The following is a 26,202-nucleotide window of genomic DNA, read 5'->3' on the forward strand; positions in this document are numbered from 1 at the left end:
CGGGTGGTCACGCAAGCAGTGCCTGGAGCTTGGCGGCGAGCACGTCCCACCGCCACTCCGCCTTGACCCATTCGCGGCCGGCCGCACCCATCGCGGCCGCGCGGTCACGATCCGACAGCACCGAAATCACCGAACGCGCCACTTCGGCCACCGACGTGCCGTCCACGACCATCCCGGTCTCGTTCTGCCGCACCGTTTCCGGAGCGCCACCGGACTGTCCGGCGACGACCGGCACACCGGTCGCCGACGCCTCGAGGAAGACGATGCCGAGACCCTCGACGTCCAGTCCCGCACCCCTCGTCCGGCAGGGCATCGCGAACACGTCGGCGATCGTGTGGTGCGCCGCCAGCTCCGCGGACGGCACCGTGCCCGTGAACACGACGTGGTCCTCCACCCCCACCGAGCGCGCGAGCGAGCGCAGACGGTCCTCGTACGGACCGCCGCCGACGATCACGAGCACGGCCCCGTCGATGTGCTCTCGGATGCCCGGGAGCGCCTTGATGAGGATGTCCTGGCCCTTGCGCGGCACGAGACGTGACAGGCACAGGACCGTCGGCCGCTCCCCCAGCCCGTAGCGGGACCGCAGCTCGGCCCTCGCGCCGCTGTCCGGGGTGAACAGGTCGGTGTCGACTCCGGGCGGCAGGTGTTCGAGCGCGGCACTCGCGCCGAACGCGGACGCGAAGCGGCCCCTCGTGTACCGGCTGACATACGTGACGACGTCGGTCCGGTCGCCGATCCGTCCGAGGGCCTGGCGGGCGGCAGGGAGCATCGACCAGCCGACCTCGTGCCCGTGGGTACTCGCGACCACCCGTTCCGCCCCGGCGCGGCGCACCGTCGCACTCAGCAGCGCGAGCGGGGCGGCTGCGCCGAACCAGACGCCCGTGCAGTCGTGTTCGGCGAGCAGCGTGGCGGCACGTCGGGCGACGAACGGTGTGGGCACCATCAAGGTGGTGGGGTGCCGGACGACCTGAAACGGTTGCCGCGCATCGAACTTGATGTGCGAGTCGCCGCGCCAACGCGGGGCGTAGACGACCAGGTCGTCGGCGGGCAGGTGCTTGGCGAAGGTGTGCAGGTACGACTGAATTCCGCCGGGTCGCGGCGGAAAATCGTTCGTCACCAACAGGGTTCGGCGCATGTGATCACCGTAGGCGGTGGACCGCACGGCAACCGACCCAGGGTCACCCCAGGTGGGCGCCCACCCAGTCGGTCCAGCGGTCGCGGAACTGGTCGGCGTCGACGCCGAGGACGTCGGACAGCCGTCCGTCGACCGTCTCCGGGTCTGCCTCGCCCACGGCCAGCGTCCGGTACAGCGCTGTCAGCCTCGATTCGCCGTACTGCTCGGCGACGAAGGCGTTGATCGACCACGCCGTCTCGTAGGCGACCGAGCCGCGTTCGCCGTAGCCGGAGAAGTCGGTGTCCTCGGGGAACTCGGTCGGCGGACCCTCGGCCCCCACCTGCGCGGTCAGCGCAGGCGCGATCTGCCGTTCGGCCTCGCCGGTACCCCGGTAGGCGGCGTACTCCGCGTAACCCTCCAGCACCCACATCGGCGAACGGTCCACCGTCTCCGCGCGCGCCGCCACGTGGATCAGCTCGTGCCGCAGGATCGCCCGCCGGGTGACCTCGGTCAGCCGGTCCGCCGACGCCGGGCTGAACACGATCCGCTGGCCCGTGACCGTGGCGGCGTCCGGGTCGACGGCGTCCGAGATGGCGACGGCGGCGATGTCGCGTCCGTCGTGATTGGGGCCGACGAGCGCCGTGAACTCGTCCTGCGATCCCGCGACCCACACGAGCGCGCGGCCCGCCCAGTTCGAACCCCACAACTGGGTGGCGTTGACGACGGCGGCGGGGAGTTCGTCCGCCAGCCGGTCGACCATGGCGGCGTTCTCGGGATGTCCGAGCACTACCGACGTCCGCCCGTCGCCGGTATCGACGCGTCGCGACACGACGGGTCCGAAATCCCACGGTCCGCGCCAGGTCCGCCGCTCGCCGTCCACGGTGGCGCTGTCGCTGACCAGTGCCCAGCGGTCACCGCGCCGGGCGACGACGAGAGCCACCGGTTTGCGGGTGGGACTCTCGTCCGCGATCGCGTAGCGGAGTTGCACGGCGGGCGCCCACACCTCGTCGGCCCCGAGCGCGTCGACGAGACTCGACGGCACCGCCGTCTCGGCGCCCTCGGCGATCTCGTAGCCCCAGTCCGAGAACTCCACCCCGGCAACGTTGCCCGCCCGCCGCGTCTCGGCGGCCAGGAATCCCGGGGCCGCAGCCTGATCCATCAGACCGGACAGCCGGGCCGCGTCGTTCGTCCGCACGGCCGACGCCCAGGTGTCGAGGAGCGTCTGGACGGCTGCCGCACGCGCCTCGGTGTCGGCGTGCGCGGTGCCGACGGCTCCGTCGGCGCCCCGCCCGGTCCGTGAGAACCCGGTCAGTGCGAGTACGACGACCACGGCGAGGACGAGTCCGGCCAGTGCGGCCAGCTCCCACGGGCGCGCCTGACGGCGCGAGGTCGGATCCGTTGCGGGAGACGGGTCTGAAGCGGGCACGCCGGTGAGTGTATGAGCACGCCCCGGCGCCGCTGCCGGACGGTCGCCGTCAGTAGCGGCGGGCCCCGTAGAAGGGGAACTTCGCCATCGACTCGATCTTCACCGGAACACCGAACGTCGAGGCGTGGAGAATGTTGCCGTTTCCGGCGTAGAGGCCCACGTGGGACGCGTCGTTGTAGAAGAGGACGACGTCGCCGGGCTGCAGGGCGTCGCGGGACACCGGGGTGCCGCCGCTGGCCTGCGCCTGACTGGACCTCGGCAGCGTCTTGCCGATCTGCTTGTACGCCCACACGACGAGTCCCGAGCAGTCGAACTCGTCCGGACCGGTGGCGCCCCACACGTACGGGTCACCGATGCGGGTCATGCCTGCCTGCAGCGCGCTGGTGCCCGAACCGGGGGTGAGATGCGCGAGGATCGTGTTCGGGTCGAAGCCGGGCGGGAAGGGCGTCCCCGCGAGTTGGTCGCGTTCGGCGCCGGTGAGATCTCCGAAGGCCTTGATCACGTCGGCGATCTGCGCCTGCAGGTCACTCTGCTTGCGTTGCAGATCGTCGCTCACCGCTTTGGCCTGCTCGGTCGCGGACCGCGCGGCATCCGCCGACTCCTTCGACGCCTCGGCCGCCTTCGTGGCTTCCGACGTGGCCGACTGGAATTGCGCGACCTGGTTGCGGGTGTCGTTGGAGATGGCGTCCAGAGCGGACATCTGGTCCAGCAGTTGCTGCGGTGAATCGCTCACCATGACGGCGAAGAGGCGATTGGTCCGTGCGCCCTGGTAGTTGGCGGTGGCGAGTTTGTTCACCACGGGCTGGAAGACGGCGACGCGCGCGTTGGCGGCGTCCAGCACACCCTGGTCGGCCGCGAGTGTGGCGTCGGCGTCGCGTTGCGCCGACTGTTTGGCCTCGAGGTCGATCTGCGCGTTGTGGAGTGCCTCGGACGTCTGCTCGGACTGCCGGGACAGGTCACCGAGCTTCGTCAGGGCATCGGTCGGGTTGGTGGTGACCGGGTCTGCACCCGCCTGGATCGCGGGCAGCGACACGAGCGCCACCGACAGCACGCCGGCTGTCAGCACGCTGCCCAGGGAGCGCTTCATCTTGTGTGAGGCCACGGAAATGCAGTTCTCCGATCGTCGATCTCCACCAGCCGGGTCGGTTGTCCGATGCGCGGCTCAGGGATTTCCTCGGCCGAGGCGACCGTGGAGTGCCGAAGAGGTGGTGACCCGCGTTGCCGCCCGGTTGGCGCGACAAGACTTCGCAAGGTCTCGGATAGGTTACGGAATGGCATACGTTTGTGTCCACCCATGTCACGAACGGGGTGGCGGGGACCACCCGACGGGTGAACGACACGCTGTCTGCCTGGGGCGCAACGACATCGAGGATGGGTTCGAATCGTGATTCGAACCCACCCTCGGTGGTCGTGCGAGATCCTACGAAGCTACCCCGTGCATCCCCGCCCTCGACTCGGTGGATGCGTCGCCTCGCGTGTGGATCAGTAGCGGCGTGCGCCGTCGAAAGGCATGGACGCGATGGGCGCCAACTTGACGGGCTGCCCCTCGGTGGAGGCGTGGATCACGTTGCCGTTGCCGGCGTAGATGCCCGAGTGCGATCCGCCGTAGAAGGAGACCACGTCGCCGGGGCGGAGATCGGACTGCGAGACGGGAGTGCCTGCCGCCGCCTGCGCGTAGCTGGTGCGCGGCAGGTTCAGTCCGGCCTGCTTGAACGCCCACTGCACCAGACCGGAGCAGTCGAACGAGTTGGGGCCTGCGGCGCCGTAGACGTACGGCGAGCCGAGCTTGGTCTGGGCGGCCTGAACGGCCTTGTCACCCGCGGTATTGGCCGGCGCCGGGGGCGCGGGCAGGTTCGGGACACCGGGGATCTGCGGGATGACGACACCCGGGATCTCGAAGGTTCCGACTCCGGGGATGGTGACGGGATCTGCGGCCGCGGGGGCCGCGGTAGCGGTGAGCGCTCCGACTGCGAGCGCGCCGGCGACGACTGCCCGTCGCACATTCCGCTTGGAAACTTGTGACGCCACGAAAGGGGTACTCCGTTTCTTCCATTCATCCGCCGACCGAGTTAGCTGACGGGTTCGGGCTGGGAAGATCAGCCCTACCCACCGGTGCGTGAGGACGTCCCGGCGGGATTCACCCCAGTAGAAACTTGGGTTCCCGGTACGACCGCTCTCGCGAGTGGCCGATTAGGCGGTGACTAGCGATGCTGCCCCGGTATTGGGGCTGCGAGACTCCGCTAGGTCTCAGGAAGGTTACGAAATGGAATACCCAGATGTCGACCGGAACACGCGGAAAGTGTCCGTTTGGGCCGATTCCGGCTTTGCGGGCGCGCGATACCCACATTCGGTAACGACTGGATAACAGGCGGTTTGTTTTCGATCGCTTTTCGACAGCGGGAGTGGGCATTTCGCGAAGCCTGCCCACTCCCCGGTTTCGTCCCGCGCCGCGTTCCCGCTGTTCAACGGGGGTGCCGCGGATCGAACCCGCGACACGCGCCGGACCCGCCGACACCGGCCCCCGCCCCACGCAGACCCCTCGATCGTGGTCGCGCGCCCGCCCCTCGCACCGCCCGCGACCGCCGCCCGAGACGGGCAGTGTGATCCTCGTCTCTCCGGGCTCTCCGGGCGGGTCTGTCGGTGCCCGTCCATACGCTCTGAGCCGTGAGTGTCCCCGGTGTACCCGAACAGCTGAGATTCGACGAGCTCGACACCCCACTGCGGGACACCACGTTCGTGGTGGTCGATCTCGAGACCACCGGCGCGCGACCGGGCGAGGACGCCATCACCGAGATCGGCGCCGTGAAGATCCGCGGCGGCGAGGTGATCGCCGAAATGGCCACCCTCGTCGACCCGGGACGATCCATCCCCCCGCACATCGTGGAGATCACCGGCATCACCACCGCCATGGTGATCGACGCCCCGCGGATCGAGCGAGTGCTGCCGGCGTTCCTGGAGTTCGCGCGCGGGGCGGTGCTCGTCGCCCACAACGCCCCGTTCGACACCGGCTTCCTCAAGGCCGCGGCGTCCGCCACCGACACCCCCTGGCCCAAGTTCACCGTGCTCTGCACCGTCAAACTGGCCCGGCGCGTCCTCAGCCGCGACGAGGCGCCGTCCGTCAAACTGTCGTCGCTGGCCCGGCTGTTCGACGTCGGGACCACTCCGACGCACCGGGCACTCGACGACGCCCGCGCCACCGTCGACGTCCTGCACGCCCTCATCGCGAGGGTCGGCAATCAGGGAGTGCACAGTCTCACCGAGCTGGTCGACTACCTGCCCGACGTCTCCTCGCACCAGCGGGCGAAACGCTCGCTCGCCGGCCACCTCCCGCATGCTCCCGGCGTCTACCTGTTCCGCGGACCGTCCGACGAGGTCCTCTACGTCGGCACGGCGACCGATCTGCGCCGTCGGGTGCGCAACTACTTCACCGGCTCCGAGACGCGTGGCCGGATGAAGGAGATGGTGGCCCTGACCACCCGGATCGACCACGTCGAGTGCGCGCACGCGCTCGAGGCCGGTGTGCGCGAGCTCCGGCTGCTCGCGGCGCACACGCCGCCGTACAACCGGAGATCCAAGTACCCGAAACGCGGTTGGTGGATCACGCTCACCGCGGAGGCCTTCCCCCGGCTGTCGGTGGTGCGGACCCCGACCGCCGACTCGCTCGGTCCGTTCCGGTCCCGCTCGACCGCAGTCGACGTCGCCGACGTCCTCGCCGAGTACTGCATTCTCCGCACCTGCACGAGCCGCATCCCGAAGGGAAGGGAGCACGGTCCGCACTGCCCGCCCCGCGAGCTCGGACGCTGCCCGGCGTCCGTCCACGACCGCGTCACGGAGGACGCCTACCGTCCCGGGCCGGAACTCTTCCGGCAGTTCCTGCGCGGCCTGGACGACTCTCCGCTGCACCGCATGCGCGCACGGGTGGAGGAGCTGGCCGCCGGCGAGCTGTTCGAGAATGCCGCACGCCTGCGTGATCGCACCGCGGAGGTCGTGCTCGCGTTGCGGAGGATGCAGCGCCTGGCTGCCCTCACCGCCCTCGATCAGCTCGTCGCCGCTCGCCCGGCCGCGACCGGCGGCTGGGAGTTCGCGGTGATCCGTTCCGGGCGCCTCGCGTCGGCCGGCTGCGCGCGGCGCGGGATCCACCCGATGCCGGTGGTCGATGCGCTCGTCCTCACCGCCGAAACCGTCGTTCCCGACGCAACTCCGCTTCGCGGTGCCTCCCCCGAGGAGGCCGGGTTGCTGGCGCGCTGGCTCGACCAGGAGGACACCCGCATCGTCAGCGCTTCCTCGGGCTGGTGCGAGCCCGCCCGGGGCGCCGGATCCTGGTCCGAGTGGTGCGCACTCGCGCGAGCGGGGAGCACGTCGACACGGGACGCCGAGACCCGACCACCCGCGCCGACTTCCGCCGACCACCGCTTAGGCTGGCGATCATGATCAACGCCATCGTCCTGATCCACGCCGAAGCCCACCGCATCCCGGAGACCGCTCAGGCCGTCGCCGACATCGAGGGCGTCGACAAGGTCTACTCCTGCGCAGGCGACGTCGACCTGATCGCAATCGTGCGGGTCCGGGACCACGCGAAGATCGCGGAGGTCGTCACCGAGGGAATCAACAAGGTGGACGGGGTCTCCCGGACGGCGACGCACATCGCGTTCCAGTCCTACTCCAGCGCCGACGTCGAAGCCGGCTTCTCGATCGGCGAATAGCCCCGCCTGCTATTTGCTGGTGGCCAGACCCGACGTGAGTTCGGCCCACCGCGCGAGCAGCGTCGCGGCCGCTCCACTGTCGATGGACTGTGCCGCCGTCGAGAGTCCGTCCGACAGTGCGTCTTCGAGCGTGCGGCCGCCGAGCCCCCGGAACGCCGCGATCGCCGCCGCGGCGTTGAGGAGGACCGCGTCGCGGACGGGTCCGGTCTCACCGGCGAGGAGTCGCCGCGCCACCGCCGCGTTCACGTCGGCATCGCCGCCGCGCAGTTCGTCGAGCGACACCCGCGCGATCCCGATGTCCCGGGGGTCGAGTTGACGGGTGGTCACCGCCCCGTCCGCCACGATGTGCACGGTCGACGTGGTCGACGTCGTCAACTCGTCCAGGCCGTCGTCACCCCGCACCACCAGCGCCGAGTTGCCGCGCTGCGCGAGCACGCCGGCCACCACCGAGATCAGGCCCGGGAACGCGCAGCCGATGAGGCCGGCCCGCGGACGCGCCGGGTTGGTGAGTGGTCCGAGCACGTTGAAGACGGTCGGGATGCCGATCTCCTTGCGCGGCGCGCCCGCGAACCGCAGGGCGGGATGGAACACCGGCGCGAAGCAGAAGCCGATGCCGACCTCCCGGACACAGCGCGCCACCTCGTCGGGACCGAGGTTGATCTTCACCCCGAGGGCCTCGAGAACGTCCGCCCCACCGCTCTTGGACGACGCCGCCCGGTTGCCGTGCTTGACGACGCGGATGCCGGACGCCGCGACCACGAGTGACGCCATCGTGGAGATGTTCACGGTGTTGGATCGGTCACCACCGGTTCCGACGATGTCGACGACGTCGTCGTCGACGGGGACCTTGCGCGCGTGCCCGAGCATCGAGTCCGCCAGTCCGCGCAACTCCTCCGGTGTCTCGCCCTTCATCTTCAGGGCGACACCGAACGCCGCGATCTGCGCGGACGTGGCGTTGTCGGACATGATCTCGTCCATCGCCCATTTCGCCTCGTCCACCGACAGGTCACGTCCGTCGGTGAGCGTGCCGAGGACCGACGGCCACGTGCGTGCCGGCCGCACACCGTCGTTCGTCCCCTGAGCAGTCGGGCTCTGCATCGTCGTGTCCCCTTGCACTAGTGGCGGATCCGGTCCTGGCAGCCTAGTCACCGGGCGGATCGGACTCGCGCGCCGGTTGCGTCGCGTCCCAGCCGTCGACCGAGCCGCCGAGCCGCTGCGCCAGCCCGGCCATTCTCGACCGTTCCTGAGAACAGTGCAGCGCATCGAGGATCTGGACCCGCTGCAGCACGAGTCCCACCGTCGCACCGTCCTCGGCCGGGGACGCCTGCCCGTCCGGTTCCTGTGGTCGGTAGCCGTCCTGGGCGGCGATCGACACGGCGTCGGCCACCGACGACGCGGGCAGCCGCAGATGGTGCCGCAGCACCGCTTCCGCGCCGGCATCCCACCGCGGATCCTCGGCGGCGGCGCGGTCGAGCGCGGTCGAGCACGCCTCCACGTCGTCGAAGCTCGAGGCGACGACCACGAGGTCGGGCCGATCCTGATCGAGAGGGGCCGGTTGCCGACTGCCGAACAGCCTCCGCAGCCACCCCGTACTGTTGTCACGAGAGCGCATGACTCCACCCTTTCACGGTCCGCCACCAGGCTGTCAGCAGGGAGAATCGGACAAGCGGGGCGCGTCGACGCGCCGAGGGTGGACCCGGGTAGTCGCCTCTTACGACGAAGCGTCATACTTCTGTCTGTGACGAGCGCAGTAGGGACTTCAGGATCAGCAATCACCCAACGCGTGCACTCGCTGAACCGACCTAACATGGTCAGCGTTGGCACCATCGTGTGGTTGTCAAGTGAGCTCATGTTCTTCGCAGGGCTCTTCGCCATGTACTTCGTGGCGCGAGCACAGGCGAATGGGAACTGGCCGCCGGAGCCGACCGAGCTGAATCTGTTCCTCGCCGTACCGGTGACCCTGGTGCTGATCGCCTCGTCGTTCACCTGCCAGATGGGTGTGTTCGCGGCCGAGCGCGGCGACGTCTTCGGCCTCCGCCGGTGGTACCTCCTGACACTGGCGATGGGCACGTTCTTCGTCCTCGGACAGGGATACGAGTACATCCACCTGGTCGAAGAAGGCACGACCATCTCGAGCAGCGTGTACGGCTCGGTCTTCTACATGACCACCGGCTTCCACGGTATGCACGTGATCGGCGGCCTCATCGCGTTCGTCTTCCTGATCGCGCGCACCAAGGTCAGCAAGTTCACGCCCGCCCAGGCCACCGCCGCCATCGTCGTCTCGTACTACTGGCACTTCGTCGACATCGTGTGGATCGGCCTGTTTGCCACGATCTATTTCATCCGTTGATCAGCTGAACGCCCCAGGCAGCCCCCTGACGTCCAGTCCGTCCCGACATACCAAAGGGATACAGATGAGTTCATCCCCCCCTCCCGCATCCGATACCACCGCGTCTGCCGCCAAGGCACGCCGCCAGCGGAAGCTCCGCAGGCGCGTCACGGGCGCCATGGTCCTGATGATGGGACTGGTCAGCGCCGGTTTCCTCGCGTCCGCGTTGACGCCGACCCCGCAGGTGGCCACCGCCACCGATGATCAGGCAGCACTGATCCGCGAGGGCAAGCAGTTGTACGACACCTCGTGCATCACGTGCCACGGCGCGAACCTGCAGGGTGTGCAGGACCGCGGCCCCAGCCTGATCGGTGTCGGCGAGGCAGCCGTGTACTTCCAGGTGTCGTCGGGACGCATGCCCGCCTCGCGCAACGAGGCCCAGGTCGAGCGCAAGCCCGTCAAGTTCGACGCCGAGCAGACGGACGCCATCGGCGCGTACGTCCAGGCCAACGGCGGCGGCCCCACGGTCATTCGTGACGAGAACGGCGAGATCGCCCAGTCGTCGCTGCGCGGCGGCGACATCGGACGCGGCAGCGAGCTGTTCCGCCTCAACTGCGCGTCCTGCCACAACTTCACCGGGCGCGGCGGTGCGCTCTCGTCCGGTAAGTACGCGCCGGTCCTCGACCCGGCCAGTGAGCAGCAGATCTACGCCGCGATGGTCACCGGCCCGCAGAACATGCCCAAGTTCTCGGACCGTCAGCTGACCCTCGAGGAGAAGAAGGACATCATCGCCTACATCAAGTCGTCGGGCGAGACGAAGCAGCCCGGCGGCTACGGACTCGGCGGCATCGGTCCCGCCTCCGAGGGCTTGGCCATGTGGGTCATCGGAATCATCGCTGTCGTCGGTGCAGCACTGTGGATCGGAGCAAGGTCATGAGCGACGCTGGCCAGCCGGGCGGCGCCACGCCAAAGAAGTACACGGATGCAGAACTCGAGAACCTGAGCCGCGACGAACTCGTCGAGCTCGGCACCAACCTCGACCACGTCGATGTCGCGTTCCGCCGCAACCGCTGGGCGGTTCCGGGAACGAAGGCCGAGAAGCGCGCCGAGCGGTCGGTCGCCTTCTGGTTCGCGCTCTCCGGCATCTCGGCGATCGCGTTCATCGCGATCTACCTCTTCTGGCCCTGGGAGTACGCAGGCGCCGGCGAGGAGCACTACTCGGCCTACAGCCTGTACACGCCGCTGATCGGCCTCACCATGGGTCTGGCCATCCTCGGCCTCGGTGTCGGAGCGGTGCAGTTCACCAAGAAGTTCATCCCCGAAGAGGTGTCCATCCAGGACCGCCACGACGGTGGATCGTCCGAGGTCGATCGCAAGACGATCGTCGCGGAACTCGGCGACTCGTTCGACACGTCGACGCTGGGACGCCGCAAGCTCCTCAAGCGCACCCTCATCTTCGGCGGCGGTGCCCTCGGCATCATGTCCGTCATGCCCCTCGGCGGTCTGATCAAGAACCCGTGGGCCAAGCGCGACGACTCCCCGCTGTGGGTCTCGGGATGGACCCCCCGCTACGAGGGCGAAACCATCTACCTGCGCCGCGACACCGGTCGCCCCGAGGATGTCGTCCTCGTTCGCCCGGAAGACCTGGACGCCGGCGCCATGGAAACGGTGTTCCCGTTCCGTGAGTCCGACCGCGGCGATCACGACGCGCTGCTCGAGGCGCTGCGCGGCATCCGCAACGCGACCATGCTCATCCGCCTCCGCACGGAGGACACGGCACGGGTCACCAAGCGCAAGGGCCAGGAGAGCTTCAACTACGGCGACTACTTCGCCTTCTCGAAGATCTGCACCCACCTCGGCTGCCCCACCTCCCTGTACGAACAGCAGACCAACCGAATCCTCTGCCCGTGCCACCAGTCGCAGTTCGATGCGCTGACCTACGGAAAGCCGATTTTCGGTCCGGCCGCTCGTGCACTTCCGCAGTTGCCTATTACAGTGAACGAAGAGGGTTTCCTAGTCACAACGGGTGACTACATCGAAGCTCTCGGCCCGGCATTTTGGGAGCGTCGACCGTGACCGACAACAAACCGTCCAAACTGAGTGCGATGGCCACCGGCCAGGCCGAAGCGATGGACTCGCGCTACCACCTCGCAGCGGGAATGCGGCGGCAGATCAACAAGGTCTTCCCCACCCACTGGTCGTTCCTGCTCGGCGAGATCGCGCTGTACAGCTTCATCATTCTGCTGATCTCCGGTGTCTACCTGACCCTGTTCTTCGACCCGTCGATGGCGCACGTCGTCTACAACGGTGCGTACGAGCCCCTGCGCGGCGTCACGATGTCCCGCGCGTACGAGACCACGCTGAACATCTCGTTCGAGGTCCGCGGCGGCCTGTTCGTCCGTCAGATCCACCACTGGGCTGCGCTGATGTTCGCGGCGTCGATCGTCGTGCACCTGATGCGCATCTTCTTCACCGGCGCGTTCCGGCGTCCGCGTGAGGCCAACTGGGTCATCGGCTGCCTGCTGCTGATCCTGGCGATGTTCGAGGGATTCTTCGGCTACACCATCCCGGACGACCTGCTGTCCGGCACGGGCCTGCGCGCCGCGTTCTCCGGCATCACGCTGAGCATCCCGATCGCAGGCACCTGGATGCACTGGCTGATCTTCGGCGGCGACTTCCCCGGCGACCTGATCATCCCCCGCCTGTACGTCGCGCACGTCCTGCTGTTCCCGGGCATCATCCTCGCCCTGATCGCCGGTCACCTCGCGCTCGTCTGGTACCAGAAGCACACGCAGTTCCCCGGCCCCGGCCGCACCGAGAACAACGTCGTGGGTGTGCGCATCCTCCCGGTGTTCGCCGTCAAGTCGGGTGCGTTCTTCGCGATCACGTTCGGTGTTCTCGCCGTGATGGGTGGCGTGCTGCAGATCAACCCGGTCTGGACCATCGGCCCCTACAACCCGTCGCAGGTGTCGGCAGGTTCGCAGCCCGACATCTACATGATGTGGACGGACGGCCTGGCCCGTCTGTGGCCGGCATGGGACATCTACCTGTTCGACCGCTACACCATTCCGTCGGTGTTCGCTGTCGCGTTGATCATGGGTCTGGTGTTCACGGTGCTGATCGCCTACCCGTGGATCGAGAAGCGTCTGACCAAGGACGACGCTCACCACAACCTGCTGCAGCGTCCGCGTGACGTTCCGGTGCGTACCGCGATCGGTGCGATGGCGATCGCGTTCTACGCCGTCCTGACGATCTCCTGCATCAACGACATCATCGCGTACCACCTGAGCATCTCGCTGAACGCGATGACGTGGATCGGCCGCATCGGCATGGTGTTGCTGCCTCCGATCGCGTTCTTCGTGGCCTACCGGTTCTGCCTGGGTCTCCAGCGCAGCGACCGTGAGGTCCTCGAGCACGGCATCGAGACCGGCATCATCAAGCGGATGCCGAACGGTCAGTACATCGAGATCCACCAGCCGCTCGGCCCGGTCGACGACCACGGTCACCCGATCCCGCTCGAGTACCAGGGTGCGACCGTCCCGAAGAAGATGAACAAGCTCGGTTCCGCCGGCAAGCCCGGTTCCGGCAGCCTCGTCACGGCCGACCCGGTCGAGGAGAGCCTGGCTCTCGAGCACGCCCTGCACCACGGCGAGCACGAGCAGCTCACGATGCTGCGGGAGTACCAGGACCGCGCCCACGGCAACGGTTCGTCGGCTTCCGGCAACGGATCGTCCGGCAACGGCGAGGCCCACTAGCCTCACCTCCGCAACCGAGCAGAGCCCCGAACCACTTCCGGTTCGGGGCTCTGCTCGTCTGTGGGCACCGTGCCCGCTCCCCTCCCCCGCGGCTGTGCGCGGAACACGAGCACGACCGCCCCGAGTCCCAGGAGAAGACCGAGCGCGGTGAGGATTCCGAACGGCTCGCCGAACATCACGGCCCCCCAGATCGCCGTCACCGGTGCCATCAGGAACATCAGGGCATTGACCCGGGTGACCCCGCTCCGGCGCAGCACGAGCCAGTACAGGCCGTAGCCGCCGAACGTGGACAGCGCGATCAGCCATGCCACAGACCACCAGAACGACGCCGTCGGCGGCGGCGACACCTGTCCGGCGCACGCGGCGAGGGCGGTGAAGAGCACGGCGCTGGTCGCGCAGTGCACGGTCATGGACACGACGGGGTCGGTGTCGGTCGGGGAGCGACTCTCCACGAAGGTCGCGGCCACCAGCGACAGCATCCCGGCGAACGGCACGAGGTACGCCCACCACGGCACGCCGGACGCAGAGGTGGCGTCGCCTGCGGTGACGATCATGACCCCCACCAGTCCCAGCAGCAATCCCCACCACTGCCGGCGTGCGACGTACTGACCCAGCAGGGGGCCGGCCAGTACGGCGACGACCAGGGGCTGGGTGCCGTCGATCAGCGCGGTGGTACCGGTCGAGACGCCGAGTCCGATCGCCTGGTAGACGGTCAGCAGATATCCGGTCTGCGACAGCGCACCGATCGTCACCTGACGACCGAACGCACGGGACCCGAGCCCCCGCCACCGTGCGCGTCCGAACAGCGCGGTTCCCAGGGCGAGTGCGACGGCGAGTGGCAGGAACCGCCAGGTCAGTACCGTCAGAGGGTCCGCGTCCCCGGCGCCGAGTTTGGCCCCGATGAAGCCGGAGCTCCAGCACAGGACGAACATCACGGCGAGAAGCACATTCACGACTGACCACCACCCAAGTAAACAGATCGGTATACCTCCCCCAACCTATACCGATCTGTATACTTTTGTCATGGATTCTGTGCCGACACCGCGACGCGTCCCGCTGACCCCGGGAGCGAGGCGAGCACTGGACGCGGCCGGTCGCCTCTTCTACGAGCGGGGAATTCACGCGGTCGGCGTGGATCTCATCGCCGCCGAGGCCGGCGTCACGAAGAAGACGCTCTACGACCGTTTCGGCTCGAAGGAACAGATCGTGGTCGAGTACCTCGCCGACCGGGACGAGCGGTGGCGGGCGTTTCTCACAGGCCACCTCGAGTCCGCGGGCGACTCCGCCCGCCGGCGCCTCACGGCGATCTTCGACGCGTCCCACGAGTGGACCGCGGAGAACAGTGCGAAGGGGTGCAGCATGGTCAACGCGCACGCGGAGATCAGCGACCCGTCACATCCGGCGTACGCCGTCATCATCGGCCAGAAGCGGTGGATGCTCGGTCTGTTCACCGGCGTGTGCCGGGACGCGTCGGTGCGCGATCCGGAGACACTCGCGCGCACGATCATGCTGCTCCACGAAGGGGCCCTGGTCTCGCACGGATTGCACGTGTTCCCCGAGGCGGTGCGACTCGCGTCCGCTCAGGCAGTGGCACTCCTCGCCGCGGCAGCGGGCCCGGTCGGCTAGGGCGGACGACGACAAAGCGGAGGCGCCGAATCCCGGTGGGATTCGGCGCCTCCGCTGCACGAACTGTGGGTGGAACTAGTGCTTCTCGGGCCCGACGTAGTACTCGAAGACGAGGCCTGCAGCGGCCGCGAGCACAGCAATCACGGCGACCACGATCATCCACGGCTGGAAGAACGCCATCGCGACTGCGACGAAGGCAGCAGAAGCGGCGAGCAGGATCGGCCAGTAGCTACCGGGGCTGAAGAAGCCCAGGTCGCCTGCGCCATCGGCGATCTCCGCGTCCTCGTAGTCCTCGGGACGGGTGTCGAGGCGACGGGCGACGAACCGGAAGTACGTTCCGATGATCAGCGTCAGTCCCGCCGACAGGCAGATGCCCGTCAGACCCGCCCACTCGATACCGGTTCGTGAAACGGCGGTGAAGACGCCGTAGACGATCGCGACGAGAATGAAGAATACCGTCAGGATCTCGAAGAGCTTGGCTTCGATCTTCATATCAGCACTTGTCCTTGGTCAGTGAGGTATCAGCAGCAGGTTCAGTTACCTTCGACACCGCTCGCCTGCTTGTAGCCGCGATCGGTGGTGAAGGGAGACGTCGACGTCGCAACCGGGGACTCGCCGATGGCCTGCAGAGCCTCCGCCGTGGTCAGATCCCGGCCGCCCTCGCTCGCCGGCTTACGCAGCTCGATGTACTGCGCGAACTTGTCGGGGCTCACGGCGCGAACCTCGAAGTTCATCATCGCGTGGAACGTGCCGCACATCTCGGCGCAGCGCCCGACGAAGGCACCTTCCTTCTCGATCTCACTGATCTGGAAGACGTTGTCGGAGTGGTTCTCCTTCGGGTTCGGGTTCACGTCGCGCTTGAACAGGAACTCCGGCACCCAGAAGGCGTGGATGACATCGGCGGAGGCCAGCTCGAACTGGATCCGCTTGCCGGTCGGCAGGACGAGGATCGGGATCTCGTTGCTCGAGCCGATCGTCTCGATCTTGTCGTAGTGCAGGTAGGACAGGTCCTGCGGGGTCTTGCCGTGGATCGGTCCGGGCTGGGCGTGCTCACCCTCGGCCTCCGCCTCGGATGCGGGTGCGGACTCGACCGCAGCCTGCGCTTCCTGATCGACGCCGTCGTACTTGCCGCCACCCTCGCCGAGGTCGATGGAGCGGTAGCCGAACTTCCAGTTCCACTGGTACGCAGTGACATCCACCACCACGTTGGGGTTGTCCTCCTTCTCGAGGACATGGTTCTGCACGATCACCGTGAAGTAGAACAGCACGGCGATAATGACGAACGGAACCGCGGTGTACGCCAGCTCGAGCGGCACGTTGTATGCCGTCTGCCGCGGGAACTCGGGTGAGTCCTTCTTCTTACGGTGGAAGATCACCGCCCAGAAGGTGAGTCCCCACACCAGCACACCCATGACGAGGGCGGCGATGACCGACCAGGTCCACAGTTCACGCATGCGGTGCGCCTGCGGGGTTACGCCCGAAGGCCACCCGAAACGAAGCACCTCGTTGTCGATTGAACAACCCGACAGCAGCAAGGCAGCAACGCCCAAAGATACTGCCAACCCTGCCCGCCGAAGGATCCGACCTTGCGCCACGTTCACGCCTTCCTGATCGCCGCAAATTCCACTAGGGCACACCCGATGGGAAGGCCCAATTACTACGCAGCGTAGACCAAAGGTGGCGGCTCTCCATCCTCGGGTCGGGCGACGACGTGTCGCTGCAGACGCCGCGGCGGTGCCGCTGTTCGCGCCGGGGCACCGTCACCGGCGGCCCGAACCGGACGCTCCGGGAATCTGCGGCATACTTTCCGGCAGAGATCCCTGACCACTCCACCTCGTGGAGCCTTCCAAGATTCTGAATTGAGGTACCGGACGCTGTGTGCGGACTGCTCGGGCTACTGACCTCTGGAGAAACCAGCGACAACGCCGTCTCACAGGTCGACCAGGCAATGCACTGCCTGCGGCACCGTGGGCCGGACGAGCACGGGACCTGGCACGACGACCACCTGGTCTTCGGGTTCAATCGGCTGTCGATCATCGACATCGAACATTCCCACCAGCCGCTGCGGTGGGGTCCGGCGGAGAATCCGGAACGCTACGCGCTCACCTTCAACGGCGAGATCTACAACTACCTCGAGGTTCGCGCCGAACTCGCCGAGCAGTTCGGTGCGCAGTTCGTCACAGAGGGCGACAGCGAGTCCATCGTCGCCGCGTTCCACTACTGGGGCGAGGACGCCGTCCGTCGCCTGCGCGGCATGTTCGCGTTCGCGATCTGGGACACGGAGACGCGGGAACTGTTCATCGCGCGCGATCCGTTCGGGATCAAGCCGCTCTTCCTCGCGACGGGCACCGGCGGCACCGCGTTCGGTAGCGAGAAGAAGAGCCTGCTGGAGCTGGCGAGCCTGATCGGCATCGGCACCGAGCTCGATCCGCGGGCCGTCGAGCACTACACGGTCCTTCAGTACGTGCCGGAGCCGGAAACCCTCCACAAGCAGATCCGCCGGCTCGAGTCCGGCTGCTTCGCGCGGGTGCGCCCGGGCGAAGAACCCGTGATCACCCGCTATTTCGCGCCCACGTTCCCGGTGCGTCCGTTCGCCGCGGGCACCGAGCAGGCCCGGTACCGCGAGATCGCCGAGGCACTCGAGGACTCGGTCGCCAAACACATGCGCGCCGACGTCACGGTCGGCTCCTTCTTGTCGGGTGGCATCGACTCGACGGCCATCGCGGCGCTCGCGATGCGCCACAACCCGAACCTGATCACGTTCACCACCGGCTTCGAACGCGAGGGCTATTCCGAGGTCGACGTCGCAGCCGAATCCGCCGAAGCGATCGGCGCACGCCACGTGGTGAAGGTGGTGAGCCCGTCCGAGTTCGCCGCCGCCATCCCCGAGATCGTGTGGTACCTCGACGACCCGGTCGCCGATCCCGCGCTGGTCCCGCTGTGGTTCGTGGCGAAGGAGGCACGCAAGCACGTCAAGGTCGTGCTGTCCGGTGAGGGTGCCGACGAGCTGTTCGGCGGCTACACCATCTACCGCGAGCCGATTTCGCTCAAACCATTCGAGTACCTGCCCAAGGGACTGCGGCGGGCCGCCGGGAAGTTGTCCGAGCGCATCCCCGAGGGCACCCGCGGAAAGAGCCTGCTCAACCGCGGTTCCCTGACCCTCGAAGAGCGGTACTACGGCAACGCGCGCAGCTTCAACGACGCACAGTTGCGCGCCGTCCTGCGCGACTTCCGGCCGGAGTGGACGCACCGCGACGTCACCGACCCCATCTACGCGCAGTCGCAGGGCTGGGATCCGGTGGCCCGGATGCAGCACCTGGACCTGTTCACGTGGTTGCGCGGCGACATCCTCGTCAAGGCCGACAAGATGACGATGGCCAATTCGCTGGAACTGCGGGTGCCGTTCCTCGACCCCGAGGTCTTCAAGGTGGCGTCGCAGGTGCCGCTGGATCAGAAGATCACCAAGAGCACCACCAAGTACGCGCTGCGTCAGGCGCTGGAGGGCATCGTGCCCGGGCACGTGCTCCATCGGGCGAAGCTGGGCTTCCCGGTGCCGCTGCGGCACTGGCTGCGCGGCACCGAACTGTTCGACTGGGCACACGAGCAGATCGCAGCGTCAGGCACCGATCACCTGCTCGACAAGGCCGCGATCGCGAAGATGCTGAACGACCACCGGGACGGCGTGTCCGACCACAGCCGTCGCCTCTGGACCGTGCTGATCTTCATGGTCTGGCACGGCATCTTCGTGGAGAACCGCATCGTTCCGGAGATCGCCGAGCCGGCGTACCCGGTCTCGCTGTAGGCGCTTCGCGCCCGTGAGTGGTTGACGAGTCCAGGGACTCGTCAAACCACTCACGGGCGGCGGAGCCGCCTCTTACGGCAGAACGGCAGCGATCTCGTCCGCGGCGGTGGAGCCGTAGGCATCCGCGAGGCGCTTGACGGCCTCGTCGCGGTCGAACGTCCACTCCTGGGTTCCGACGGTCTCCAGCACGAGCACGGCGACCAGCGACCCCAGCTGCGCGGAGCGCTCGAAACTCAGGCCCGCGCTGTGGGCGAGGAGGAATCCGGCCCGGAATCCGTCACCGACACCGGTCGGGTCGACCTTCGCCTTCTCGGGGACGACGGCGACGCGCGTCCAATTGCCCTCGGAGTCGACGATCTCGACGCCCTTGGAACCGAGCGTCGTGACACGGACGCCGACCTGAGCGCGGATCTCCTCTTCGGACAATCCCGTCTTCTGCTGCAGCAGTCCCCACTCGTACTCGTTCGTGAACAGGTACTTTGCGCCGCGGATCAGCGCCGCCGCCTCCTCGCCGTTCAGGCGGGCGAGCTGCTGCGACGGGTCGGCGGCGAACGGGATGCCCTGCCGGCGGCATTCCTCGGTGTGGCGGATCATCGCCTCGGGATCGTTGGCGCCGATGAGGACCAGTTCGAGTGGTTCGGCGTCCTGCGCGATACTCGACAGCTGGATTTCGCGGGCCTCACTCATCGCACCGGGGTAGAACGACGCGATCTGCGCCATGTCCTCGTCGGTGGTGCACACGAAACGCGCGGTGTGCGCGGTGGTCGAGATCCGGACGGCGGTGCAGTCGACACCGTTGCTCTCGAGCCACTGACGGTAGTCCGCAAAGTCGGCCCCGACAGCCCCGACCAGCAGCGGAGATCCGCCGAGGACGCCCATGGCGTAGGCGATGTTGCCGCCCACTCCCCCGCGCCGGACTACGAGGTCGTCGACCAGGAAGCTCAACGAGATGTGGCTGAGCTGATCGGCGAGCAGTTGCTCGGCGAACCGGCCCGGAAACCGCATCAGGTGGTCGGTGGCGATGGAACCGGTTACCGCAATTGTCACGGGCGGATGCCTTTCGATGAGTTCGGTCGGGATTTCTCACCGTACCCCGGAGTACCACCATGATCGGTCGGCAGCACGGGACCCGGTACGTCGAGATCGGGCACGAAAAAAGTCTGACGCGGCAGCCGGTCGGCGCCGCGTCAGACTTGTCGATTCAGTTGTACTTCGGCCCGGGACTCAGTTGAAGGAGTCGCCGCAGGCGCACGAACCGGTCGCGTTGGGGTTGTCGATGGTGAACCCCTGCTTCTCGATGGTGTCGACGAAGTCGATCGAGGCACCCTCGACGTACGGCGCGCTCATCCGGTCCACCGCGAGGGCGACGCCACCGAAGTCCACGATCAGGTCGCCGTCCAGGTTCCGGTCGTCGAAGAACAGCTGGTAACGCAGTCCTGCGCAGCCGCCGGGTTGCACGGCGATACGCAGTGCGAGGTCGTCACGACCTTCCTGATCGAGCAGCGCCTTCGCCTTGGCGGACGCGGCTTCGGTCATCTTGACGCCGTGGACGGCGGTCTCGTTCTGCACAGTCATGGGCTCTCCCTGTAGTTCGTAACAAACCCGTGAACGCTTCAACGGTACTCCGCGCCCGACTTATTCCCGGGTTCCATTCCCTGCGGCAGCCTCCGCAGATCGATCCACGTCCATGGTATCCGACGTCGCGGATTCGGGTTACTACCCCGCGGCCGCACCTTCCCACCCGCGGGCTGCGGCCGCCGCAAGGTCTCTCAGCTGCGCGTATGCATCCGACATCGCGAGTTCGACCGATCCCGCGTGGTCCACCAGGGACAGTGCGTCGTCGATGCCCGCGCCGTCGAGGTCCGCGGTGTCGAGGAGGACCTGCCCGGCCAGGACGAGCGTCGCGATCGACCGCCTGCGTGCGGCAGCGGCGAGCGCGATCACGAGTTTCCCGCGCAGCGACTGCTGGTCGAGGCGGCCTTCCCCGGTGATCACGAGCTGGGCGGAGGCGAGTTGCCGGTCCTGCCGGGTGCGCTGCGCGACGACGTGAGCACCGGATTCGCGGGTCGCGCCGAGGGCGAGCAGCGCGGCCCCGATGCCACCGGCGGCGCCGGCTCCGGCCTCGGCGGCGACCTCCCGGGCCGTCACCCGCTGCAGTTGCCCCGCCCATGCGGCGTTGCGGTCCTCGAGGAATGCGACGGTGTCGGGGTCGGCACCTTTCTGCGGTCCGAACACGCGGGCGGCGCCGTGCTCGCCGAGCAACGGGTGCTCGACGTCGGATGCGGCCACCAGTTCCACCGAGCGCAGGCGGGCGACGGCGGCATCCGCGCTCCCGAAACCCTGCGCGAGGGCTTCGACGAGGCCGCGGCCGCCGTCGGTGCAGCTGCTGCCCCCGAGACCGACGACGATTCGGCGCGCTCCGGCGTCGAGCGCCGCCACCACGAGTTGGCCGACACCCCGGCTGTGCGCGTCGCGGGCGGTGCGGGGCGTCGGCGGTCCGCCCAGCAGTCCGAGCCCACAGGCCTGGGCGGATTCGAGGTAGGCGTCGGTGCCGTCGAGGAGCCAGCGGGCCGTGACGGCGGCGCCGAGGGGCCCTTCCACGACCGCGGTCCGGACGGTGCCGCCCGCGGCGGCGACCACGTCCACGAATCCGGGGCCGCCGTCGGACTGCGGCGCCTCGATCAGCTGGTCGTCCGGGCGCACGGCCGACCATCCCGCCGCGATCGCGGCGGTCGCCTCGACGGCGGTCAGCGTTTCACCGAAGGAGTCCGGTGCGATCATCACTCGCATCGGCGAAGTGTATGGCGACGGGCGCGACCCGGCATTTCGATGTGAGGGCGGTTTTCCTCCCGGTGACGTCTTCCCATACTCTGGAAGGGTGAAATTGCTACGCCGCGGTGATTCGGACAATTCAGACAAGCGGGACGTCGAGGTCGCCGAGTCGTCCACGGCCCCGGAGGCGGAGTCCGCCGAACAGGCGGGCAAGGGCCGCCCGACGCCCAAGCGACGCGACGCCGAGGCGAAGCGACGCGGACCGGTCGCGCCCGCGCCGCTGACGGCGAAAGAGGCACGCGCCCGCAAGAAGGCCACGCGCGGTAGCAAGGAAGAGCGCAAGGTCGCCGCCGCGGAGCGACGCGCCACCGCCGCCGAGCGACGCGCCCGCATGCTCGCCGGCGAGGACAAGTACCTGCTCCCCCGCGACAAGGGTCCGGTCCGCGCGTACGTCCGGGACATCGTCGACGCGCGGCGCAACCTGGTCGGCCTGTTCATGCCGCTGGCCCTGGTTCTCATCATGGCGATGTTCGTCAGCCCGGCGCTGCAGGCCATCGTGACGCTCGCCATGCTCATCATGATGATGTTCATGGCCATCGAGGGCGTCTGGCTGGGCCGCAAGATCAACAATCAGGTGCGGGAGCGCTTCCCGGACACCCCCGACGGCGGTTTCAAGCTCGGGTGGTACGCCTTCGTGCGTGCGTCGCAGATCCGCAAGCTGCGGGCCCCCAAGCCGCGGGTACGCCCCGGCGACGCCATCTGACGGTCAGTTGTGGGGCGCGCGGTGCGTCTCGGCGAGCAGCCGCCCCAGTTCTGCGTCACGGTCGTACGACAGGTCGGACATGGGATCGGCCGGTCGGAAGAAGTTGTCTCGGTAGCTTTTCCGCAGTCGCGGATGGAGTGGACCCAGGTGCCGACCGGCGTACATCACGGCCGTATGCAGCACGAGGAGAAGTGCAACGAGGACGAGGAATTCGGTCATGGCTGAAATTTTCCGCCCATTCACTTCCCGCCAACAGTGGCGGAATTGACGTTCTTCGTCAAAATACTGCCACTTCGGCGGGTTGGTAGCGTTTCCCTCCGTGCCCACCGCCGATTCCCCGGACCGTCCGAGTCGTCCGAACCCGACGTCTCGAATATTGGTGCTCGGCGGTGCACGCTCCGGAAAATCCGCTCACGCCGAGGAACTGACCCAGGCCCTGGCCGGAGCAGGCCGGGTGCGCTACGTCGCCACCAGCCACCGCGACCCCGCCGACCACGACTGGGAACACCGCATCGCTCAGCACCGCGATCGGCGACCCGACAGCTGGCTCACCGTCGAAACCGCGCACCGGCTCGACCTCGCCGACCAACTGCGTTCCCCCACCGAGGCCGCGGCCACCCTCGTCGACGATCTCGGCACCTGGCTCACCGTCGAACTCGACGGCGCCGCGGCCTGGGACTCACCGCGGGGAACCGTCACCCCACGCACGGACGAACTCGTCGCGAGCGTCCGCGACTACCGCGGCGCACTCGTGCTGGTGACTCCCGAGGTGGGTCTCGGCGTCATCCCGGAGACCCGGTCCGGTCGCCTGTTCCGCGACGAGATCGGCGCCCTCAACGCGAGGCTCGCCCAGGTCTGCGATCGCGTGGTCCTCGTCGTCGCCGGGCTGACCATGACCCTGAAAGATGATCCCGCACGTGAGTCGTGCGGGGCAGAAGTGTCCACTCGAGCGAGAGGCCAAGCGTGACCAGCGAGTCCGTGAGCACCGACCCCGGTCGGTTCGAACCCGTCACCCCACCCGACGAAGGGGTGCGCGCCCAGGCCGAGGCCCGTCAGTTGCAGCTCACCAAACCGGCCGGCTCGCTCGGCCGTCTCGAGACGCTGGCGTGCTGGGCCGCGGCCTGCCAGGGCGTCTGCCCGCCCGTCCCCTTCGCGCGGGCGCGGGTGGTGGTATTCGCCGGTGACCACGGAGTGGCACGGACCGGCGTCTCGGCGTATCCGCCCGAGGTGACGGCCCAGATGGTCGCCAACTTCGTCGGCGGCGGGGCAGCCGTCAACGCTCTCGCGAACCGGGCCGGTGCCAGCGTGCGCGTCGTCGACCTGTCCGTGGACGGCGACACGGATCCGACGGTGTCCGCGTTCAAGATTCGCCGTTCGTCGGGGGCGATCGACCGCGAGGACGCGCTCACCCACGAGGAGACACTGCAGGCCATCGAGGCAGGCCGGTCCATCGCCGACGCCGAAATCGATTCCGGCGCAGACCTGTTGATCGCCGGCGACATGGGAATCGGCAACACCACGCCGGCCACCGTTCTCATCGCCGCGCTGACGGACACCGAACCGGTGGCGGCGGTCGGCCGGGGCACCGGTGTCGACGACGCCGGCTGGATCCGGAAGACTGCCGCGATCCGCGACGCGATGCGCCGCGCCCGCCCGGTGGTCCGGGACACGGTGGCGCTCCTGCGGACCGTGTCGGGCGCCGACCTCGCCGCGATGGCCGGCTTCCTCGCCCAAGCCTCCGCCCGCAAGACCCCGGTGATTCTCGACGGCGTCGTCGTGACGGCGGCCGCAATGGTCGCGGAGGAACTCGCACACGGCGCCCGCGCGTGGTGGCTGGCCGGCCACCGTTCCACGGAGCCCGCCCACACGATCGCGCTGAAGCACCTGCAACTCGACCCCCTCCTCGAACTCGACATGCGGCTCGGCGAGGGGTCCGGCGCCGTCACCGCGCTGCCGATCCTGCAGGGCGCCGTCGCCACGCTCGCGGAGATGGCGACGTTCGCGGAGGCCGGAGTCAGCACCCGCGACGCCGAGGACGGCGAGGGCGCCGAGACCGGCTCCGCCGCCGACACCGCGGGCTGACCGTGTCGGGCGTGGCGCTCGCATTCTCCTGGCTGACCGTCCTCCCCCTGCGCGGACCGGATTCCGTGGACCGCGCGGCGGGTCGCCGCGCGATCCGGGCGGCGCCGGTGACCGGTATCGCGCTCGGAGTTCTGGCCGCGGGGCTGCTGTGGGCGCTCGTGTCCGCCGGGCTCGACCCCGCCCTCGCCGGCCTGGTGACGGTGGGTGCTCACGCTCTCGCCACGCGCGGCATGCACATCGACGGTCTGTCCGACACGGTCGACGGGCTCGGCTGTTACGGACCGCCCGAGCGGGCGCGGGCCGTGATGCACAGCGGCGGTGCAGGCCCGTTCGGGGTGTGCGCCCTGGTGATCTTCCTGGGCGCACAGGGACTGGCGTTCGGATCTCTCGCCGCCGCAGGACAATTCGCGTGTGTGGCCGTCGCCGTGGCGGCCGGGCGGGTGGCGGTCGTGTTCGCCTGCCGGCGCGGAATTCCCGCGTCGTCGACGGAAGGATTCGGCGCACTGGTCGCCGAAACCCAGTCACCGTGGACCGGCATCGCCTGGACCGTTCCGCTCCTCGCGGCGGCCGCGTGGTGCACCTCGCCGTGGTGGCAGGGACCGGTCGTCGCGGCGGTCGCGCTGACGCTCACCGCGCTGCTGGTGGCCCACTGCGTCCGGCGATTCGCCGGACTGAACGGCGACGTGCTCGGCGCCGCGCTCGAGATCACCGTCACCGTCTCGGCGATCGGTCTCGCGTTCTGAGCGACCGCCGAAACCGACTTCAGCGCAGTTTGGTCATCCACCCGTGGGTGTCGGCGAACGTTCCCCGCTGAATACCGGTCAGCGTGTCGCGCAGGGCCATGGTGACCTCGCCGGGCTCGCCGTCGGCGATCGTGAACTCACCCTCGGCCGACTTCACCCGGCCGACGGGAGTGATGACCGCCGCGGTACCGCACGCGAACACCTCGGTGATCTCGCCCGACTTGGTCTTCGTGCGCCATTCGTCGGTGCTGATCCGACGCTCCTCCACCGCGAAACCGGCGTCGGTCGCGAGGGTCAGCAGCGAGTTGCGGGTAATACCCGGCAGCAGCGAACCGGACAGGGACGGCGTCACGAGACGGGCGTCGGGGCCGGAGCCGAACACGAAGAAGAGGTTCATGCCGCCCATCTCCTCCACGTACGACCGCTCGATCGCGTCGAGCCAGACCACCTGGTCGCACCCCTCGTCGGCGGCCTGCGCCTGCGCGAGAAGCGAAGCCGCGTAGTTGCCGGCGAACTTGGCGGCGCCGGTGCCACCGGGTGCGGCGCGCACGTATTCCGTCGACAGCCACACGCTGACCGGCTTCACTCCACGCGGGAAATAGGCGCCGGCGGGCGAGGCGATCAGCAGGTAGCGGTACTCGTCGGCCGGACGCACACCGAGACCGGCCTCGGTGGAGAACATGAACGGGCGGAGGTACAGCGCGTCCTCGCCGCCGGCGGCGGGTACCCATTCGTGATCCAGCTCGAGCAGTTCGGTGATCGACTTGACGAACAACTCCGCCGGCAGCTCCGGCATCGCGAGACGGCGAGCCGAAGTCGCAAGCCGTTCGGCGTTCGCCTCGAGGCGGAACGTCGAGATTCCGCCGTCGGGCTGCCGGTACGCCTTCAGCCCCTCGAAGATGGCCTGCCCGTAGTGCAGCACCATCGCGGCGGGGTCCAGCTGGAGCGGCCCGTACGGTTCCACCTTGGCGTCGTGCCAGCCGAGCTCGGTGGAGTAGGTGATCGACACCATGTGGTCCGTGAAGTACCGGCCGAATCCGGGCGCCGCCAGTATCTCTCGCCGTACCTCGTCGGAGGTGGGGGCGGG

General features: G+C 68.4%; 26 protein-coding genes and 1 riboswitch. Of the genes, 12 read left to right on the forward strand and 14 right to left on the reverse strand.

Translation table 11 applies throughout. The annotated features are described in order from the left end of the window. Window positions 1-7: 7 nt before the first annotated feature. The 4 genes from DTA22_RS13640 to DTA22_RS13655 form a co-directional block, all read right to left on the reverse strand. On the reverse strand, window positions 8-1,135 hold the full coding sequence (locus DTA22_RS13640) for a glycosyltransferase family 4 protein (protein WP_112299763.1): 1,128 nt from the start codon (window positions 1,133-1,135) through the stop codon (window positions 8-10). A gap of 43 nt (window positions 1,136-1,178) precedes the next feature. Then, window positions 1,179-2,540: a peptidase MA family metallohydrolase gene (locus DTA22_RS13645; protein WP_112299742.1), complete on the reverse strand. Its 1,362-nt coding sequence runs from the start codon at window positions 2,538-2,540 to the stop codon at window positions 1,179-1,181. Window positions 2,541-2,589: 49 nt separating this feature from the next. Continuing rightward, complete coding sequence (locus DTA22_RS13650; protein WP_112299743.1) at window positions 2,590-3,642, reverse strand: C40 family peptidase; 1,053 nt, start codon at window positions 3,640-3,642, stop codon at window positions 2,590-2,592. A gap of 380 nt (window positions 3,643-4,022) precedes the next feature. Beyond that, window positions 4,023-4,568 carry an NlpC/P60 family protein gene (locus DTA22_RS13655; RefSeq protein ID WP_037226609.1) on the reverse strand — a complete coding sequence of 182 codons (546 nt, stop codon included), beginning with the start codon at window positions 4,566-4,568 and terminating at the stop codon, window positions 4,023-4,025. 14 nt (window positions 4,569-4,582) lie between these two features. After that, window positions 4,583-4,747, reverse strand: a riboswitch (cyclic di-AMP (ydaO/yuaA leader). Between the two features lie 457 nt (window positions 4,748-5,204). Between DTA22_RS13655 and DTA22_RS13660 the strand changes: the two genes are divergently transcribed. Together DTA22_RS13660 and DTA22_RS13665 are read left to right on the forward strand one after the other, a co-directional pair. Beyond that, window positions 5,205-6,971, forward strand: a complete 1,767-nt coding sequence (locus DTA22_RS13660; protein WP_112299744.1) for a DEDD exonuclease domain-containing protein — start codon at window positions 5,205-5,207, stop codon at window positions 6,969-6,971. Beyond that, complete coding sequence (locus tag DTA22_RS13665; RefSeq protein ID WP_005247708.1) at window positions 6,968-7,243, forward strand: Lrp/AsnC family transcriptional regulator; 276 nt, start codon at window positions 6,968-6,970, stop codon at window positions 7,241-7,243. Before DTA22_RS13660 ends, DTA22_RS13665 begins: the two co-directional genes overlap by 4 nt. 9 nt (window positions 7,244-7,252) lie before the next feature. Here DTA22_RS13665 and trpD read toward each other — a convergent pair whose 3' ends face one another. Then, complete coding sequence (trpD, locus tag DTA22_RS13670) at window positions 7,253-8,341, reverse strand: anthranilate phosphoribosyltransferase (RefSeq protein WP_112299745.1); 1,089 nt, start codon at window positions 8,339-8,341, stop codon at window positions 7,253-7,255. Window positions 8,342-8,384: 43 nt separating this feature from the next. Beyond that, entirely contained in the window at window positions 8,385-8,855 is a 471-nt protein-coding gene (locus DTA22_RS13675; RefSeq protein WP_112299746.1) for a hypothetical protein, read from the reverse strand. Window positions 8,856-8,981: 126 nt separating this feature from the next. Here DTA22_RS13675 and ctaE point away from each other — a divergent pair, with 126 nt between their 5' ends. From ctaE to qcrB, 4 genes are all read left to right on the forward strand, one after another. Continuing rightward, window positions 8,982-9,593 (forward strand): aa3-type cytochrome oxidase subunit III, encoded by a 612-nt coding sequence (gene ctaE, locus DTA22_RS13680; RefSeq protein ID WP_037226604.1) that lies wholly within the window; start codon window positions 8,982-8,984, stop codon window positions 9,591-9,593. 64 nt (window positions 9,594-9,657) lie between these two features. Next, window positions 9,658-10,509, forward strand: a complete 852-nt coding sequence (gene qcrC / locus DTA22_RS13685) for a cytochrome bc1 complex diheme cytochrome c subunit (RefSeq protein ID WP_112299747.1) — start codon at window positions 9,658-9,660, stop codon at window positions 10,507-10,509. Then, window positions 10,506-11,648 (forward strand): cytochrome bc1 complex Rieske iron-sulfur subunit, encoded by a 1,143-nt coding sequence (gene qcrA, locus DTA22_RS13690; protein ID WP_009473777.1) that lies wholly within the window; start codon window positions 10,506-10,508, stop codon window positions 11,646-11,648. The genes qcrC and qcrA overlap by 4 nt, the downstream gene beginning before the upstream one ends. A 29-nt stretch (window positions 11,649-11,677) precedes the next feature. After that, window positions 11,678-13,327, forward strand: coding sequence for a cytochrome bc1 complex cytochrome b subunit (gene qcrB, locus DTA22_RS13695; protein ID WP_052032835.1), 1,650 nt, complete (start codon window positions 11,678-11,680; stop codon window positions 13,325-13,327). A gap of 2 nt (window positions 13,328-13,329) precedes the next feature. Here the strand turns inward: qcrB and DTA22_RS13700 are convergent, their stop codons facing one another. Next, a complete protein-coding gene (locus DTA22_RS13700; RefSeq protein ID WP_112299748.1) occupies window positions 13,330-14,280 on the reverse strand; it encodes a DMT family transporter in 951 nt (316 codons plus the stop codon). Between the two features lie 70 nt (window positions 14,281-14,350). Between DTA22_RS13700 and DTA22_RS13705 the strand changes: the two genes are divergently transcribed. Beyond that, window positions 14,351-14,953 (forward strand): TetR/AcrR family transcriptional regulator, encoded by a 603-nt coding sequence (locus tag DTA22_RS13705; RefSeq protein ID WP_112299749.1) that lies wholly within the window; start codon window positions 14,351-14,353, stop codon window positions 14,951-14,953. A 75-nt stretch (window positions 14,954-15,028) separates the two neighbouring features. Here the strand turns inward: DTA22_RS13705 and DTA22_RS13710 are convergent, their stop codons facing one another. Together DTA22_RS13710 and ctaC are read right to left on the reverse strand one after the other, a co-directional pair. Then, window positions 15,029-15,445, reverse strand: a complete 417-nt coding sequence (locus DTA22_RS13710) for a cytochrome c oxidase subunit 4 (RefSeq protein ID WP_005573189.1) — start codon at window positions 15,443-15,445, stop codon at window positions 15,029-15,031. Window positions 15,446-15,486: 41 nt separating this feature from the next. Further along, window positions 15,487-16,554, reverse strand: a complete 1,068-nt coding sequence (gene ctaC / locus DTA22_RS13715) for an aa3-type cytochrome oxidase subunit II (protein WP_037226596.1) — start codon at window positions 16,552-16,554, stop codon at window positions 15,487-15,489. Between the two features lie 275 nt (window positions 16,555-16,829). On the opposite strand from ctaC, the gene asnB reads away from it, so the two are divergent. Continuing rightward, window positions 16,830-18,755, forward strand: coding sequence for an asparagine synthase (glutamine-hydrolyzing) (asnB, locus tag DTA22_RS13720; protein ID WP_112299750.1), 1,926 nt, complete (start codon window positions 16,830-16,832; stop codon window positions 18,753-18,755). A gap of 72 nt (window positions 18,756-18,827) precedes the next feature. Here asnB and DTA22_RS13725 read toward each other — a convergent pair whose 3' ends face one another. From DTA22_RS13725 to DTA22_RS13735, 3 genes are all read right to left on the reverse strand, one after another. Beyond that, window positions 18,828-19,802, reverse strand: a complete 975-nt coding sequence (locus tag DTA22_RS13725; protein WP_037226592.1) for a carbohydrate kinase family protein — start codon at window positions 19,800-19,802, stop codon at window positions 18,828-18,830. Between the two features lie 177 nt (window positions 19,803-19,979). Next, on the reverse strand, window positions 19,980-20,330 hold the full coding sequence (locus DTA22_RS13730) for an iron-sulfur cluster assembly accessory protein (protein ID WP_005247725.1): 351 nt from the start codon (window positions 20,328-20,330) through the stop codon (window positions 19,980-19,982). A gap of 141 nt (window positions 20,331-20,471) precedes the next feature. Next, window positions 20,472-21,545: a glycerate kinase family protein gene (locus DTA22_RS13735; RefSeq protein WP_112299751.1), complete on the reverse strand. Its 1,074-nt coding sequence runs from the start codon at window positions 21,543-21,545 to the stop codon at window positions 20,472-20,474. A gap of 88 nt (window positions 21,546-21,633) precedes the next feature. Here DTA22_RS13735 and DTA22_RS13740 point away from each other — a divergent pair, with 88 nt between their 5' ends. Then, entirely contained in the window at window positions 21,634-22,290 is a 657-nt protein-coding gene (locus DTA22_RS13740) for a DUF3043 domain-containing protein (protein ID WP_007297475.1), read from the forward strand. Window positions 22,291-22,293: 3 nt separating this feature from the next. On the opposite strand, the gene DTA22_RS13745 is transcribed toward DTA22_RS13740, so the two are convergent. Continuing rightward, complete coding sequence (locus DTA22_RS13745; protein ID WP_112299752.1) at window positions 22,294-22,509, reverse strand: hypothetical protein; 216 nt, start codon at window positions 22,507-22,509, stop codon at window positions 22,294-22,296. Between the two features lie 100 nt (window positions 22,510-22,609). Here DTA22_RS13745 and cobU point away from each other — a divergent pair, with 100 nt between their 5' ends. The 3 genes from cobU to DTA22_RS13760 are packed head-to-tail and all read left to right on the forward strand — an operon-like array spanning window position 22,610 to window position 25,115. Beyond that, window positions 22,610-23,257 (forward strand): bifunctional adenosylcobinamide kinase/adenosylcobinamide-phosphate guanylyltransferase, encoded by a 648-nt coding sequence (gene cobU, locus DTA22_RS13750; RefSeq protein WP_112299753.1) that lies wholly within the window; start codon window positions 22,610-22,612, stop codon window positions 23,255-23,257. Further along, window positions 23,254-24,372 carry a nicotinate-nucleotide--dimethylbenzimidazole phosphoribosyltransferase gene (gene cobT / locus DTA22_RS13755; protein WP_112299754.1) on the forward strand — a complete coding sequence of 373 codons (1,119 nt, stop codon included), beginning with the start codon at window positions 23,254-23,256 and terminating at the stop codon, window positions 24,370-24,372. Before cobU ends, cobT begins: the two co-directional genes overlap by 4 nt. A 2-nt stretch (window positions 24,373-24,374) precedes the next feature. Continuing rightward, complete coding sequence (locus DTA22_RS13760; RefSeq protein ID WP_112299755.1) at window positions 24,375-25,115, forward strand: adenosylcobinamide-GDP ribazoletransferase; 741 nt, start codon at window positions 24,375-24,377, stop codon at window positions 25,113-25,115. A 19-nt stretch (window positions 25,116-25,134) separates the two neighbouring features. On the opposite strand, the gene DTA22_RS13765 is transcribed toward DTA22_RS13760, so the two are convergent. After that, a partial coding sequence (locus tag DTA22_RS13765) for a branched-chain amino acid aminotransferase (protein WP_112299764.1) occupies window positions 25,135-26,202 on the reverse strand: 1,068 nt, incomplete at its 5' end.

The organism is Rhodococcus wratislaviensis, from assembly GCF_900455735.1.
GTDB lineage: Bacteria > Actinomycetota > Actinomycetes > Mycobacteriales > Mycobacteriaceae > Rhodococcus_F > Rhodococcus_F wratislaviensis.

Excerpts from the sequence above, each read along its gene's own strand:
- DTA22_RS13640 (WP_112299763.1), bottom strand. The coding sequence starts at position 1,135 with ATGCGCCGAACCCTGTTGGTGACGAACGATTTTCCGCCGCGACCCGGC.
- DTA22_RS13665 (WP_005247708.1), top strand. The coding sequence starts at position 6,968 with ATGATCAACGCCATCGTCCTGATCCACGCCGAAGCCCACCGCATCCCG.
- trpD (WP_112299745.1), bottom strand. The coding sequence starts at position 8,341 with ATGCAGAGCCCGACTGCTCAGGGGACGAACGACGGTGTGCGGCCGGCA.
- DTA22_RS13675 (WP_112299746.1), bottom strand. The coding sequence starts at position 8,855 with ATGCGCTCTCGTGACAACAGTACGGGGTGGCTGCGGAGGCTGTTCGGC.
- qcrC (WP_112299747.1), top strand. The coding sequence starts at position 9,658 with ATGAGTTCATCCCCCCCTCCCGCATCCGATACCACCGCGTCTGCCGCC.
- qcrA (WP_009473777.1), top strand. The coding sequence starts at position 10,506 with ATGAGCGACGCTGGCCAGCCGGGCGGCGCCACGCCAAAGAAGTACACG.
- qcrB (WP_052032835.1), top strand. The coding sequence starts at position 11,678 with ATGGCCACCGGCCAGGCCGAAGCGATGGACTCGCGCTACCACCTCGCA.
- DTA22_RS13705 (WP_112299749.1), top strand. The coding sequence starts at position 14,351 with ATGGATTCTGTGCCGACACCGCGACGCGTCCCGCTGACCCCGGGAGCG.
- DTA22_RS13710 (WP_005573189.1), bottom strand. The coding sequence starts at position 15,445 with ATGAAGATCGAAGCCAAGCTCTTCGAGATCCTGACGGTATTCTTCATT.
- DTA22_RS13730 (WP_005247725.1), bottom strand. The coding sequence starts at position 20,330 with ATGACTGTGCAGAACGAGACCGCCGTCCACGGCGTCAAGATGACCGAA.
- DTA22_RS13735 (WP_112299751.1), bottom strand. The coding sequence starts at position 21,545 with ATGCGAGTGATGATCGCACCGGACTCCTTCGGTGAAACGCTGACCGCC.
- DTA22_RS13745 (WP_112299752.1), bottom strand. The coding sequence starts at position 22,509 with ATGACCGAATTCCTCGTCCTCGTTGCACTTCTCCTCGTGCTGCATACG.